Source organism: Desulfovibrio sp. ZJ746, assembly GCF_011039155.1.
Lineage (GTDB): Bacteria > Desulfobacterota > Desulfovibrionia > Desulfovibrionales > Desulfovibrionaceae > Desulfovibrio.
This window is the reverse complement of sequence record NZ_JAAKEK010000004.1, coordinates 223,340-237,252: the sequence shown is the minus strand read 5'-3', so window position 1 is coordinate 237,252 and position 13,913 is coordinate 223,340. Positions and strand designations below refer to the sequence as shown.

The 13,913-nt window shown below is 63.1% G+C and carries 15 protein-coding genes and 1 pseudogene; all 16 read right to left on the bottom strand.

Features of this window, described 5'->3' with window-relative positions:
* Positions 1–1,421 (bottom strand): annotated as a pseudogene (locus G7Y54_RS08525) (hypothetical protein); the annotation flags it as partial.
* Positions 1,422–1,514: 93 nt separating this feature from the next.
* Entirely contained in the window at positions 1,515–3,221 is a 1,707-nt protein-coding gene (locus G7Y54_RS08520) for a hypothetical protein (RefSeq protein WP_165078888.1), read from the bottom strand.
* A 9-nt stretch (positions 3,222–3,230) separates the two neighbouring features.
* Positions 3,231–3,728, bottom strand: coding sequence for a hypothetical protein (locus G7Y54_RS08515; protein ID WP_165078887.1), 498 nt, complete (start codon positions 3,726–3,728; stop codon positions 3,231–3,233).
* Between the two features lie 77 nt (positions 3,729–3,805).
* On the bottom strand, positions 3,806–4,513 hold the full coding sequence (locus G7Y54_RS08510) for a DUF6682 family protein (protein WP_165078886.1): 708 nt from the start codon (positions 4,511–4,513) through the stop codon (positions 3,806–3,808).
* A 2-nt stretch (positions 4,514–4,515) separates the two neighbouring features.
* The gene (locus G7Y54_RS08505; protein WP_165078885.1) at positions 4,516–5,088 is read right to left on the bottom strand and encodes a hypothetical protein; all 573 of its coding nucleotides are present in this window, start codon (positions 5,086–5,088) and stop codon (positions 4,516–4,518) included.
* Positions 5,089–5,100: 12 nt separating this feature from the next.
* Entirely contained in the window at positions 5,101–6,135 is a 1,035-nt protein-coding gene (locus G7Y54_RS08500) for a N4-gp56 family major capsid protein (RefSeq protein WP_165078884.1), read from the bottom strand.
* A 24-nt stretch (positions 6,136–6,159) separates the two neighbouring features.
* Positions 6,160–7,062: a hypothetical protein gene (locus tag G7Y54_RS08495; RefSeq protein ID WP_165078883.1), complete on the bottom strand. Its 903-nt coding sequence runs from the start codon at positions 7,060–7,062 to the stop codon at positions 6,160–6,162.
* Positions 7,063–7,073: 11 nt separating this feature from the next.
* On the bottom strand, positions 7,074–7,298 hold the full coding sequence (locus G7Y54_RS08490; protein ID WP_165078882.1) for a hypothetical protein: 225 nt from the start codon (positions 7,296–7,298) through the stop codon (positions 7,074–7,076).
* Complete coding sequence (locus G7Y54_RS08485; RefSeq protein ID WP_206214931.1) at positions 7,295–9,427, bottom strand: hypothetical protein; 2,133 nt, start codon at positions 9,425–9,427, stop codon at positions 7,295–7,297. The genes G7Y54_RS08490 and G7Y54_RS08485 overlap by 4 nt, the downstream gene beginning before the upstream one ends.
* Positions 9,427–9,714, bottom strand: a complete 288-nt coding sequence (locus G7Y54_RS08480) for a hypothetical protein (protein WP_165078881.1) — start codon at positions 9,712–9,714, stop codon at positions 9,427–9,429. Before G7Y54_RS08480 ends, G7Y54_RS08485 begins: the two co-directional genes overlap by 1 nt.
* Before the next feature lie 10 nt (positions 9,715–9,724).
* Positions 9,725–10,021, bottom strand: a complete 297-nt coding sequence (locus G7Y54_RS08475) for a hypothetical protein (RefSeq protein WP_165078880.1) — start codon at positions 10,019–10,021, stop codon at positions 9,725–9,727.
* On the bottom strand, positions 10,018–10,578 hold the full coding sequence (locus G7Y54_RS08470; RefSeq protein WP_165078879.1) for a lysozyme: 561 nt from the start codon (positions 10,576–10,578) through the stop codon (positions 10,018–10,020). Before G7Y54_RS08470 ends, G7Y54_RS08475 begins: the two co-directional genes overlap by 4 nt.
* A 392-nt stretch (positions 10,579–10,970) precedes the next feature.
* The gene (locus tag G7Y54_RS08465; protein ID WP_165080233.1) at positions 10,971–11,192 is read right to left on the bottom strand and encodes a terminase small subunit; all 222 of its coding nucleotides are present in this window, start codon (positions 11,190–11,192) and stop codon (positions 10,971–10,973) included.
* A gap of 11 nt (positions 11,193–11,203) precedes the next feature.
* Positions 11,204–11,863 (bottom strand): hypothetical protein, encoded by a 660-nt coding sequence (locus G7Y54_RS08460; protein ID WP_165078877.1) that lies wholly within the window; start codon positions 11,861–11,863, stop codon positions 11,204–11,206.
* A 16-nt stretch (positions 11,864–11,879) separates the two neighbouring features.
* Positions 11,880–13,343, bottom strand: a complete 1,464-nt coding sequence (gene terL / locus G7Y54_RS08455; protein ID WP_165078876.1) for a phage terminase large subunit — start codon at positions 13,341–13,343, stop codon at positions 11,880–11,882.
* On the bottom strand, positions 13,343–13,906 hold the full coding sequence (locus tag G7Y54_RS08450; RefSeq protein ID WP_165078875.1) for a hypothetical protein: 564 nt from the start codon (positions 13,904–13,906) through the stop codon (positions 13,343–13,345). Before G7Y54_RS08450 ends, terL begins: the two co-directional genes overlap by 1 nt.
* Positions 13,907–13,913 lie beyond the last annotated feature (7 nt).

The following is a 13,913-nucleotide window of genomic DNA, read 5'->3' as shown; positions in this document are numbered from 1 at the left end:
TCATCGGAGTTGTCGGGGTCGTAAAAGGCACCGTAAAGATTAACGCTCCGTCGCCATATCTTGGACGACCAGGCACCGGCGATTATGTTCCGAATCCCGTCCCCCATGCTCTCTCCCATGCTGGGAGCGACCACGCCGTCCCCGGCCATGGTGGGGATCATGCCCCGGAAATCGGGCATGTACAGGATGTCGTTATCGGGGTCATAGAAATACTTGGAAACGCCGCCGAGACCGTTCCAGCCGACGGTGGCGCCGGAGGCCAGGGTGTGCCAGACGGCCACATGGGCCGCTTCTCGCTCGGAAAAGCTCTCGAACTGACGCTCCTGCCCGTATGGGGTTGCGAGGTATGCGGCCATCTGCGGCCATAGGGCCGAGAAGTTGTAAATGGCGGTGCCGTTGTACGGGACATACCCGGGGCGCTCTCGCGTGTCCTCAAACCACTTGGTTTGCCCGATGCGGTCAGGGGACATGCCCGCAATGATTTGCCAGACATCCCCGTCATACATGAGGGAATAGATCTGGTTCTTGGCGAGCATCCCCACTTCCGGCGACAGCCCCTGATAGAGAATGGGCTTGGATTCCCCGCCGTTCAGCGCGAGGGAGATTTCCTCCGCCGTGTTGACCTCATCAAAGGCCACATGCAGGGTGGCACCCGGAACCAGCGTCAACCCCTCGACATTGATCATCTTCGTGGAGCTGGCAGCAGGGCATGTGCATCGGGTGAAGGTATTGAAACCGAGGCTGGAGCCTGGGTCGCCCTTCTCGCCCTTGAGATCCTGTGGTTCACCCCAAGAGCCGTCGGGCTTTTGAACCTTGAGTGACGTGCCTTCCCACTCATGATCCGGCATGTCGCCCTTCACGCCCTGAAGGTCATGCTCCTCACCCCAAGTACCGTCAGGATTCTTGAATTTGAGTGACGTGCCTTCCCACTGGTGCTCCGGCGCCAGCCCCGGCGCACCATCAATGCCGTCGGAGCCGTTTTCGCCCTTGGGCCCCTGAAGATTCTGCTCTTCGCCCCAGGAGCCGTCGGGCTTCTGAATCTGAAGTGACGTGCCGTTCCACTGGTGGTCGGGCATATCCCCCTTGTCGCCCTTGGCGCCGTCGTCTCCCTTTTCTCCCTTTTCCCCGGTGTCCCCCTTAAGGTTCACCGGGGAAATGAGGTCGTTGCCGTCCGCATCCTTGAAGCTGAACATGCCATCTTCAAGGACTGGCTTCGGCATGGCCTTGAGTATGTTGGCGAGGGTCGCGGCGCCGTGGGCGTTGGGGTCGGTCGTGTGCTTGGCAACATCCGCGGCCACCTTCACCAGTTTCTCCTGCGCCGCAAGCAGGACCTCAATGGCTTCGGACATCTTCCCCAGAAGGGCCGCACTGGTGGGCTGTTCCGTGGGGGTCTGGCTTTCGTCAGGGATATTCTGGCTCATGGTTGTTTCCTTATATGGTTTGATACCGGGCGGGTTCTGGCCCCCGCCCGGAGGCCATGCCGTGCAGACGGGGGAATAGCCTGCCGGGCATGGTCAATTCACGGCCGCGAGCTCCATGCCCGTCACCCGGTCAGAAAGCGCGGCAACCTCAATCTTGAGTTCTCCAAGGGCGGTGCACGCCTCAAGGCCCGCGAGCTGGCTTGCCGTCAGCCTGTCGGACAGGTCTATGATCTGCTTTGCCATAAGCGCCACCGTCACCTCGGCGTCGTATTTGTCCTTCAGCTTGGACGCATACTCCCCGGCCCTTGCGGCCGCATCGGCAGCTTCAGCGGCGGATTCCGCTGCGAGCGCCTGGGACGCAAGCGAGGTATCCACCGACGCGGCCGCTTCCGCCGCGGCATCCTGGGCGGCTTTTGCTGCTGCGTTGGCATCCTCCGTTGCCTTGGCCGTGGCCGCATCCACGATTTCGTCGGTGACGATGCCCGCAGCGGCGTCCAGGATGGCCTGGTCGAGGTCGCGGACGACTTCATCGACGTGCTCACGGTTCTCCTGGGCGCTCACGGCTGCACCACGCGCGGTTTCAGCGCTGAGGGCCGCGGCATCCGCACTTGCCTTGGCGAGCGCAGCCTGCCGCGTTGCCACATCCGCCGCGGCCTTGGCGTTCTCCGCCTGCTGCGAGGAGGTATTGGCCGCGGTTTCCGCCAGCTGCGCGTCCGCCTTGGCACACTCCGCCGCAGAGGTTGCGCGCTCCGCCGCGGCCATGGCATCCCCGTTGGCCCTCTCAAGGCTCAGCGCGGCCCGTTCCGCCCTTTCGGCGCAAGCGCAAGCGTCGGTCTTGGAATTGGCGGCCGAGGCGGCGGAGCATCCCGCGCGCTTGGCGGCGCTGACGGCCCGCTCCAAGATGGCGTCGAAGTCCTCATTTGCGAGGGCAACCTCTTCCTTCACCTCGGAGAGCGCGTTTTCCTTCGCACCCTTTATCTCTTCCAGGGCGATATTCTTCGCCGTCTTGATGGTCTCCGTCGCCGTATGCTGGGCGTCGCTCGCGGCCCTGCTGATGTCGGAAAGGGAGTGCCCCGTCCGCTTCTCAATCGCCGCAAGCGAGGTCGAAGTCTCCTGCGTGATGCAGGTGCGCCCTTCATGCACCATGCGGTGAGCCGTCTTTTCCGTTTGCTGGATGACGGTGTTCTGGAAATGGCACACCTTATCGTCGAACTCGGCCACGAGCTCCCTTGCGTGACGCTCGTGCACCCCGGACTCCTTGGCCGCGGCCTGGGCTGCCTTCTTGGCAACTTCGGCTTTGCCCGCGAGCCCTTCCAGCGACGCGCGGATACTGCCAGCGGATTCCATGGCATTCTCCGCACGGTCGGCGGCATTGGATGCCTGCGAGGCGAAGGCGGCCACCTCTTCCGTGATGACCTGGCCGGAGCCCCGCACCTCATAGGGCGGGAGCTCGGCGATGTCCCAAAGGTTGCAATCCGCGTCTGGTACCACGACGCGGAAACGCTGGCTCTGGAGGGGCGGCAGGTTCGCCGAGGGGTGGTTTAGGCACCGGCTTTGGCAGGCGTCCGCAAAGCTGATGGTCACGAGGTATTCACTGCCCTCCGTACCGCGGGCATTGGGCCAGACGCGCAGCTTGGCGAGCCCGTCCTTGTCGGTCATGGCCTCCACCGTGCGCGGGACGACGATGCCGCAGTACCTCTCCACGGTGGTCAGGCGCATGGTGATCCGCGCCTTTGGAACAGGCTGCCCGCGCTGATCCATGATCCGCGCGGTTACCGTGACCATGGGAAGTTTCTCCATGGTATCCTCCTACTCCCCCATGTTGACGTACAGAACTCCGCTCCCGAAGCGACGCCGGAGCTGCCTTTCCTTGGCTTTGCCCACCCCCTCCATGTAGAGCTGGTAGAAGGTCGCCGCGCCGTTGGGGTCGCTCCAGTCGATGTTTTTCCCGCTCATGCTCTTGAGCTTGGCAAGCGCGCCGAAGGAAAGGATGTCGCCCCATTCCTCCATGAGCTCCTCGGGGAGCGCCGTTGCGCGCCGTACTGGCCGCAACGATGCTTCCACGAGCGCGAACGCCCCATGCTGCGGGGCATCCTTGAGCGTGATTTCCCTTGTGGTTGCCTGGAACCGGGAGCCGTCAACCTTGCTCTCGTCCAGGTACAGGGCCAGAACCTGCGCCACCAAGGCATCACGGGGAAGAGCGAAAGCGATAACCGTTTCGCAGGCGCATACGCTTTCTTGGAAGGTTGCGCGCCACGCCCCCGTTTCCTTGAAGAAGTCCACGGCCACCATTTGCAGGGCGTCCATAGCCATGCTTCGCGGGCAGGGGAGCACTTGCGGCAAAACACGCGGGACAAGCACATTCAGGTCTGTCATTCGTGAGCTCACGATGCGCCCCCTACCATGGAGCTTTTTGCCTTGGGCCACGAGACATCCACACTGGTTTTTATGTCGAGCAGAGACGCGAACATCTGCTGATGGTACGCGGCCTTGCTCGCATTGCTGGACTCGTTATCCCCGGAAAGGACGCCCGCGAGCATATGATGCTGTAGGGCGGCGGCGTATTCGTCCGGGAGCCCGATGTCTTGGGTGAAACAGGTGATCACCTCCGGCGCCGTGCTGTACGTTGCCTCCACCCATACATCGCAGCATGGGGTTACGGCGGGATAGACGTAGTACACGTCGCGGTTCACGGTTCGGTCGTAGGCGTAGTTCTCAACCACGCAGCCCGTCACGTCCGGGAGTGCCCACGCAAGCAGGATGTCCATCTGCGCAGACACGATTGCGGGGCCGGGATGCTCCCCGTCCACCCCCATGTTGCGGGTGAGGTCGATAAGCATCGTGGCGTCCTTCTCGGCGTTATGGTAGCGCCGCGAGGGCAGCCTTTGCCTCATTCCCGGTTCAAGCTGCACCGGGCCAGTAACCGCCGTGAGGTCGGGACGCTGCAACACGATTTCCCGCTTGGCGGCGTTGAGAAAGTCCAGAAGACCAATGCGGCCCCCCTGGCTCTCCCACGGCCAGCGCGATTCAAGCCCCGGTTCAAGGTCTTGCAGCGCGCCGGAAACCAGCCGAAGAATGACGCCCGCCTGCATGGCTACTGCCCCACAAGCTGCCCGGTATTGGGGTCAACGTAGCCTATGACCTTGTAGGAGAAGCGGTTGGCCTCCCGGAAGGTGACCTGCGCCTGGCCGTTGACCTCCTGAATATCCGCTTGTCGCTCTTTGGCGAGGTCGAGGACATTGAGCACGGCTTGGGGAACGTCCACCTCCTTGTCCCGGACGATCAGGAACTCGCGCCCGTTCACGGCAACGGGCACGGGCGCCCGCTCGGACGGGTCGCGCCCGGAGGGGATGCTGATCCGCACGCGGCGCTGCTCATTGAGCTGCCGGGCAATGAGGGCTTCCTGCCGGGCCGCTTCGGCGTCCGCCTTGGCGTCCATCTCGGCCAGACGAGCCTTGGAGGCTTCGGCTTCATCCCGCGCCTCCTCGGCTTGCTTTTCGGCCTGCTGGGCTTGTGCCTTGGCTTCCTCGGCCTCCCTGAGCAGGCGCGCATTGTGGGCCTTGAGCTCTTCCAGTTCAGCCTTGTATTTGGCTTCCACGCTGGCTGTCTGCTCATTCGTGGGCGCGCCCTGCTCGGGCTGCGCGCTCGTCTTCTGTGGTGCGGGCATTGAAACCTCCTTTTACAGCTTGGTCGCGGCGACTTCCGCCCGCGCGATCCAAAAGTCATAGAGGATAAGGGCGGTGTGGGACGCCTTCCAGCCGATGGAGCCGCGCTGCCCGAGCGGGTCACCGCCACGCGGGACATTGGGGTTGAGCACCATGGGCATGATGGGCGACTGCCCGTTCTTTGCCGCGCGGGCGAAGGGGATGTTGCCGAAGGCGTTTTTCCCGAGGAAAAAGATGGGGTACACATCGGCGCAGGCCCCCTCATTGCTCTCCACGGATTCGCCAGCGGCGGGCGCGGCCCCGGCATCGAGGAAGGGCTCCATGAGCGTCGTGGTGCAGTAGCGGACGCCCTCCACGGATCCGATCTCACCGCGCATGGCAACGCGGCTGCCATACTTCTCGGTGGGTACGAATCCCGGCATTTCGCGGATGTCGGCCTCGAGGTCGGTGTGGCACACGGCGACATAGGAGGCCGGGATGGCGAAGGTTGCGAAGTTGGGGGACGGGCTCACAACGGCCGTGATCTGCTGCGCGAGTTGCCGCTTGAGGCCACGCACAACCCGGCGCTGAAGCGACAGGGTGAGCGGCTTGTTGACGCCCGCGCGCGACGTTGCGAGGGTGCCACCCGTTTCGCCGGAGAAGTAGACATTCGTGCCACCCATGAGCGCGCCGATGGTGACGCGCTCGATCATCTCGGCCGCCTGCTCGCCGAGAATGTCTGAGAACTCCGGGATGAGCGGGTCTTCGTGGGTGTCGGTGAGCACATCGGTCAGTTCCACATAGTCGCCGTACTGCTGGATTTGCGCCTGGTAGTCCTGGAAGGTGGGCTTGGACGCTTGCGGCGTGACACCTTCGATGAGCGCCTTGGGCTGCGCCGAAAGATGCTCGTAGCGGCGAAACTTGATGGTCTTGCTCGCGTTCTTGGGCAGCGGCTTGGACTGCCCGAACTGGGAGACGATCAGCAGCGGCTGTGCGCGCTCCAGGAGCTTTTTGGCGATGTAGCCCGCGGTGCGGTAGGAAATGTCGCCTGTGGTCGTAACGGGAGGCATGATTTCACCCTCAACAGTGGACGATTACTCCAAACCCCAGCCTGCATCGAAGTCGTCCTTGTCTCCGATACCGGCGGGCGCGGTGGGCGCGCCCCTGCCAGGAACAGCGAGAGCGCCCGTCGGGTCGGGCTTGGCCTTTCCGCCCCGGCGTTCGCTCTCAAATTGTTTGAGGAGGGACACGACTTGATTCACGTCGCGCCCGCTCTTTGCGATATCCATGAGTGGCGCCGCTTCCGCGTAGGGCTTGCTGCCGATCCAGTCATAGACATCCTGCTGGTACTTGGCGGCTTCGGCCTTGCGCGCCGGGTCATTGACCAAGGCGTAGTAGTCCGGGAGCTCGCGCTTGATGGTGCCCAGGAAGTTGTCATTGTGCGTCCGCACTGCTGCCGCGTAGCGCTCGGCCTCGGCGGTCGCCTCCTTCTGGGCTTGCGCCCTCTGGGCGAGCACGAACTCCGCCCTGTCCTGCGCCATGGCCGCACCGAAATTGGTCAGGCGTTCCCGCACGGCCGCGCCCTCGGCGCTGTCCTCCATTGCCAGCTTGGCAGCAGCGGGGGAGATTGCCTCCAGTTCCTTGAGCTCTTCGGCAAGCTCCTCGGGCACGGTTTCAAGCTGCTTCGGCTCCTCGGACTGCGGCTGCTGAACAGGCTCCGGCGCTGGCTGTGGTTGCGGAGCGGGCTGAGGTTCCGGCTGCAGTTGAACCTGCGGCGCCAGCTCGGGCTCTTCCTGCTGCCCCGACTGCGCGGGTTCGGTTTCCGGCAGAGCTTGCGGCGTGTCGCCCGGCGTTGTGTCCTGACCGGCCGGCGTGGTTTCTCCCTCGCCCGGCATGTCAAAGCCTGCGTCAAACTGCTGTTCCAGTTCTTCCGGCGTTGCGCCCGGTTCCCCTGTCCCCGCTCCTTGCGGGTTGAGTTCTTCTGGCATCTGGCTCATGGTTTCCCCCTTTACCTTGCTCCGCGGAGCGAGTTGATTTCGTGGAGCAGCGCCCGCGCCTCAATGACGCGGCCCTGCGCTCTCCACAGTTTTTGGTTGTTGTCCGCCGCCTCCATTTCCTCGTGGCCTTCGTCGATCTCCACCGACAGAAGGGCGGCAAGGGCGTCCAGAGTACCCTTTGCCGCTGCGGACAGGTCTTTCATTGCCGAAGATTTGCGGGTCCGAAGATCGCTCATGCCGCCCCCATTCCCGGCCCTAATTGCCGGGGCGCGCCGCCACCTGCCGCTGCCGATAACTGTGCGAGCGAGAGAAGCATCTGCTGTTGGATTTGCTCCCGGCTCATGCCCTGACTCGCCAGCGCGGACATCAGCGCCTGCACATTGGCCTCGGCCTGCGCCTGCTGCTGCTCGCGCTGGTATTGTTCCGCCTCCTCTTCGGTGCGAAGGATGCGCTCGGCGGGCAGATCAGTCTGTTCCAGTGCCACTTCCAGCAGCTTTTCTGCGCGGATGTACGGTGCGAACTGCGGAATGGACATGTAGGTAATGAGGGCGGGCACCTGCTGTGCGCGCACCTCCTTTGCCACCATGCTTTGCGAGCCGGAGGCCACGACCTCAAAGTCGCCCTTAATGTCGTCGCGCTCGTTCCACTGCATGTTCCAGCGGAACATGGCGCGAATGAACGGACCTACGATGCAATCATCGAAGTCCTTGATATGGTCCTTGAGCAGGACATTGGCGGCACCCATGAGCATGGAGAGACCGCTGGCCGTTTGCCCTGCACCCGCGATATTCCCGTCGCCCTGATTGAAGCGGGGCGTGGACACCTCGTCCGCCCCCTGTTGCCAGAAATTCGTGAGCGTGAGGTTGTGCTCAATGCACGACGGCACGGTGACGGCCTTCATCAGGTTGTCGATGGATTCGCCGTGCTTGTTGAACAGGAAGAGCCTGTTGGCCTCCATCTCCCGCGGATCGTCCCCGTCAGCGAGATAGGCGAGGTTGACTCCGTAAATAGGGCCCGAAGATGCCGCGGCATTGTCCTGCATGGCCCGCACGGCGGAATTGATGCCCGCCTGGGGCGCGCGTAACTGATAGGCAATGCCTTCCGGCCAAAAGCTGGTGTCGTCCTGCTGGTAGGGGTAGAAGAAATAGGGGATGTCGATGCCTTCCAGCGGATTGACCATCGCCTTGATGATGCGGTCGCCAAGCATCCACACGGAGGCAGGATAGACGTTGCCGTGCTCCTGCTCGGGAATTTCCACGCCCGCGGCCGCGAGGTCAGCGCCGGAGAGGAAACCCCAGCGTTCATAGACGCGGTAGCGGTTGAGCAGTTGCGCCCCGCCGCTGAGATTGTCGTCGTTGAGCTCGCGCACCTGGGATTCCCAGGAGGTGAGCTGGGCGTCCCCTTCGGGATTTTCCCGGATGTATTCCTTGATGCGCTCGCCCACGAATCCCGGAAAGTTGCTGAGTTCGAGCACGTCCCGGTCGGTCATCATGTGGAGCTGCCAGACATAGCGCAGTTCCGCGGGCGTTCGGGCGCCCGGATCGGGGAACACGTCCCACACCGAGACGGCCTCGTGGTACGGGCGGTACTCCTTGGAGACCACCTGCTCCCGCCATGTCACCCTGCCGTCCAGTCCCTTGGCCGGGGCGAAGCGCTTGGTCTCCACCTGCTCCACCAGCGGCCCCTTGAGGATTCCCATGCCATACAGGCAGGCGGACTTGATGACCTGCCGGCAGTTTTGCGGCCAGCTTGGGCGGCGCTGGCCGTTGGCGTTGCACTCCTTGAGCTGGTCGTCGATGACACGCTCCATGGCCTGCGAGCGTTCCTTGGCAATGCGGATACGGGCCTCCGGCGTATTTGACTGGGCGGCCGCCTGTTGGAACGCCTGCATCTGCAAGGTCTGCATGGCCCACGGGTCGGGGATGATGTTCTGCGCGGTGAGCTCCGCCATTTTCTCCTGAAGGAGCTGCCCAGCGGCAGGGGCGATCTCTTCCGCGAGCTCGTCCATGATGATGTCGTCGGGGATAAGCGGGTCGGGCGTAGGGTCGATGCTCCAATTCTTGGAACGGGAGGGGAACAGCAGATCCATGAGCCGCGCCGTCATGGTGTTCACCTTGCTCGTGGTCATGCGGTAAAACACGCGGCTCCGCTTGGACTTTTTGAGGCGCTCCGCGGTGGCCGGGTCATAAACACCGCGGTACTGGCGCAGATCATCCAACCACCTGAGCTCCACCATGCTTCGGGCTTTTTGCGCAGCGTCGCACTCGTCGTGCAGCCTGTTGGCAAGAGCCTCGATGTCGAGGTCCTGCTTCTGGGGGGTATCATCCGCCACGTCTGCGGGGATGTACGACTGCGAGGCGTCCATCAGCCTTTACGCTCCTCAAGTACCTTCAGGCGCGTCTCAATGCTCACAATGCGCCGCTCGTGGTCGTTGCGGCTTTTGAAAAGCTCGGCATGGTCTTTGGCGTTATCCACCCTGTCCGCAAAAATCATGAGGCAGCCCTCCTTGTGGACGATGAGGGTGTCAACTTTGTCGGACAGGCGCTTGAGCCAAAACGCGCCAAAGCCCAGGACAATCGCCCACAAAACCCCGAGCAGACCGATAAAGTAAGGGGTCAGCGTGACGGAGATGGCTGCGGTATGCTGATCCACAACACGCCTCCTAGGGCAGGATGCCCGAGCCGAGGTCAAGCAAATCCCTGAACTGCCCGAAGTCTGGGCGGTTTATCCACTGAGGGAAAAAGAGGCTTGCCAGAAGCAGCGCCGCGAAAAAGGAGAAGATGAATACCAAGGCATAGCGGTGGAGAAAGCGCGGGCTGATGCGCCCGGCCTTGAACGCCCTGATTTCCTCAAGCTCCGCCTGAGCGCGCAGTTCCTCGGCCTTTCCGTTGGCCTTGCCGGTGATCTTTTCGAGGAGGGGCCCGAGGAACGGAAGCAGGCGGGTAATGAAGGCGATCATCGCTTGGCCTCCTTTGCGGCGGAGAGCCCTTGCAGGCACATCTCGCTTTCAGCCTTGCGGCGCTTGACCAGGCCCGGAAGCTCCTTTCCCTTGGCCGTCTTGTAGATTTGGGCCATGCGCCGACAGGCGCGCTCCCATCCGCCTGCATTGGCGTAGCGGGCCACGGAGGACGAGCAGAACGCGCCGGAGCCGATGTTGTAGGCCATGCTGGCAAAGCTGGCCTGTACCTTGCTGTGCTGCTTGGAGAGGGAGGGGATGCAGCGAAAGACGGGGCGCACGATTTCGGCAAGATGCTCGTTGAGGCTCGCCGCGCACTGCTCGAAAGTGTAGGTGGCGCCGGGGCGGACATTGCGCGTGTCGCCGTAGCACTTTGTCCAGATACCGGCCGGGTCGAGGTAGGCCTCGGGCACATAGCCCTCGAACTCCTCAACCGTGGAGACGGCAAGTTGTGCGGCCTCCTCCGCCTCGTACCAGGCGACGCCGCCAACGGCGAAGGCGGCAATCAGGACGGCAGAGGCGATAACGCCGGGGGATTTGCGGTAGCGGATACGCGCCATGGAGTGCTCCTGCTTTTGGGCCGGAGCGTAGCACGGCAATTTGGGGAAAGTGCCTATGGGACTAGCTAGGACCTACCTAGGACCTACTTGGGACTACTTGACAGGTTTTTGGAGTTTGACAAAACGCCGTTCCGAACCTATCAAAAACGAAAGGGCGGCGAAGTGCTGCACACCCCGCCGCCCTGGGGCACATCCCCCGCGATTTGTGGAATCGCAAGTTTCAGCGCCCCGGTGGGAGAGGCACCTCCTGCCGGGGCTACTTGCGCCTTAGAGGTTCAACAGGTGAACCACCACAGCCGCAAGGACGGCAGCCGCCAATGCGGCGAGCACGTCCCGGAGAAAGTGCTTCATGGGAGTAACCTCCTTTCGGAGGATGCGCCCACGCGAATAGCCTACATATTTTCCGCATCGGATTCAATGGCGCGGCTTTTCAGCCATTGCCATAGGTCTTGATAGTTCGCCTGGTACTTCTTCCCAAGCAGCACGATGGGCGCGCCCATCTCACGCCAATGCCGGACAGTTGCGGCCTTGACGCCGAATACCTGCGCAATCTCCTTAGTGTTCCGCAGGTGTACGGAATTCAAAGGCGTGGAGCTGCCATTGTTCTTGGTCATGTCCGCCGTCATCAATACCCCCCCACGAGATCCGCGGGGCCGGAAAGGTACTCCTCACGGTCCCGCGTCTCTCGGTATGGCGTGACATCCACCTCGGCCAGCGCGAAAAAGAGAGCGGCAGCCGCCGGGAAATCCGTCGGCTTGCGGCTCGCGTCTTCTGGATCCAACTTTCCTATCTGCACCGCTGCCTCACTGCCCTCGCCGAAGAACAGGGTTTTCTCGCTGATGGTGCGCCGTTGGACAAGGCCGTGGTAGAACGGCATCAGCCCCTCCCCCTTGCCGCTCCACCCCTGTGGGTCGGCGTATCGTGGAGCCATGCGGCGAATAGCCCGCATGTCAGCCGCAAGATCGTCCAGCATGTATGTCCGCTTGTCCGCTACGGGCGTAGCCCATATCCGCACAAGCCAATCGTCGGCCATGTGCCCCATGTAGGCCAGCAGCATTGAAACGTCGTCGTGCGTCCGCTCCTCAAGGACATGGACATCATGCCGCCCGATGCCGAGGGCGTTTTGCGTGGAGCGAGTCTCGCCCAGGACAATCAGGGCTCCGGGCTTGTCCTCCACTGGCCACGCAAGCGCGCCCGTTATGCGCCGAAAGCACATGCCCGATGAAAGGTCGCGGAAATACCGTTCGCCAGTGATTATATCCCTCAGCAACCGCACCCGTGCCATTGATACCCTCCCCCCCCTACGAAAGATCCATGCCCCGGCTCATACCGCCGCCGTGCTGTAAAAACTCGTCGAGCGCGTCCACCGTCACGTCCACTTGGTCGTCGTGCTTGTGGGTCATGGCCGGGGAGAAGGCTGCAAGCTCGCCCAGGTATGCCGAAAGCCACGGCGCGGAGACGGGCACAACCAAGCGGCCCGCGCGAATAAAGGGCAGCACGTCGTTGACGCGGCTCACCTTGTCCGCGCTCCGCTGCTTGGCAATGATGGGCATGTCCAGCAGGGCCGTATCCCGCCGCAAGGTCTGTATGAGGCCCGTACCGCTGGCCTTGTCCTCAATGACTACGCCGCGCACCTTGTACTGGCTCGGCCTCCGTGGCCTATGGCGCAGGAGGAACGCCTTGGCGCGCTCCAAAAGATCGGGCGCCTCCCACTTGCCGCGCTCCACGTCCGCCAGAAACACGCTCTCGCCGTCAAACAGCCACAGGGACAGCACGGAGTAGTCATTGCGCTCGGCTGTCTTGAGGGCCGTGTCAGCCACAATCAACAGGTCATGCTTGCCCGTCGGTAGCGCCTCATACCGCCCTATCCAGTCGCTTTTGATCATGGCGCCGCCGGGAGGAGTGGGCCTCTGCTGCATCTGGGCATAAAACGTGTACGGGTCGCGGTCGCGTAGCGCCTGCAAGCTGGCAAGGCTCTCCTTGCGCTCCCAATAGCTGCGCTCGTGGTCTGTCCCCTCGTCCAGGACTGCCTGAATCTCCAAGTGCTCAAACTCCACGGCAAAATCACCCGCGAGGGCGTGACCTGCCGGGTCGTCCTCGTGGAGCCGCTGCATGATCAGGATTATGGGCGTGTGTTCCGAGTCCGCGCGGCGGCTTCGGATCGTGCCCGTCAACTTGCGGTTGGCCTGCTCACGCTTGGCCGCGCTCCACACGTCGTCAGCTTTGAGCGGGTCGTCTATGAGGATCGCCCCGGAAAACCCCGCCCTGATGTAGCCCGCGCGAAAGCCCGTAACCTGCCCGCCCGTGCTGGTGGCGTACACGCCGCCCGCCGTGTGGCCGTAAAGCTCGATGTTCCACCTTTTTTTGGCGCGCGTGTCGCGCCGGATGACGCGCGGCCACAGCAGTTGGTACTCCTCAAGCTCAATGATTTCCTTGGCCGTGGCCGAGTTGAGGCTTGCAAGCTCGTCCGAGCCGGAGAGGTGGAGAAAGCGGCAATGCGGGCTCCGGGCGAAGGCCCACGCCATGAAATGAATGACGCAAAGCTCAGTCTTGGTTCCACCGGGCGGCATCGTGACCAGCAGATTGCGGATGTCGCCCCGGTACACGGCCATGAGGGCATCGGCCAGGCGTTCATGGTGCCAGTTGACGAGGAAGGGCTGCGCCATGCGGGCCTGGAACATGAGCGCGGTAAAGGCGAGCAGGTCTTGCTCGCAGGCGCGGCGTATCTCGTCTCGCTCGGCATCTGTGGCGCGCGCGAAAAGCATCAGTCCTCGTCCCCGGCCATATCGCCGCGCAAGGCCGCGCGTACGGCATCGTCGGCTTTTGGCGTGGGCGGTTCGGCAGTTGCTACCGCTCCCGCCGTGGCCTGGGTCTGGTGGTTGACGATGACCGACGTGCTTTGCGTGGCCGGAGCCGCGCCACGAGGATGCGGGTCAAGGTGGCGCCGGGCGCGCGCCAAGGTCTCAAGCTCCTGCGCGCTCGTTGCCGCGCGGGCAAGCTCGGTGCCCTTGACGGCCATGGCCACGTCCCACCCGGCAATCATGCCTTCGGCCTGTAGCCGCTCCTCAACCACGCTCTGGATCGTGTGCCGCATACGCAACGGGAGGTCTTGCGTTTGCGTTTCGATTTGCGCGATTTCCTTGACGGCTGCGACTTTTTTTTCGACCACCTCTTGCAAACGGCCCTGTATCCAGCCCTCGGCTCTTGCCTTGCGGGATACGCTGCTGGTTGCCACGCCGTATGTCCGGGCCACGTCGCCAAGGCTTATGCCGCGCACCTCGTAATCGGCCCGCGCCTGCTCCCATTGTGCGGCTGTCAGTCTGCCCATGTTGGCC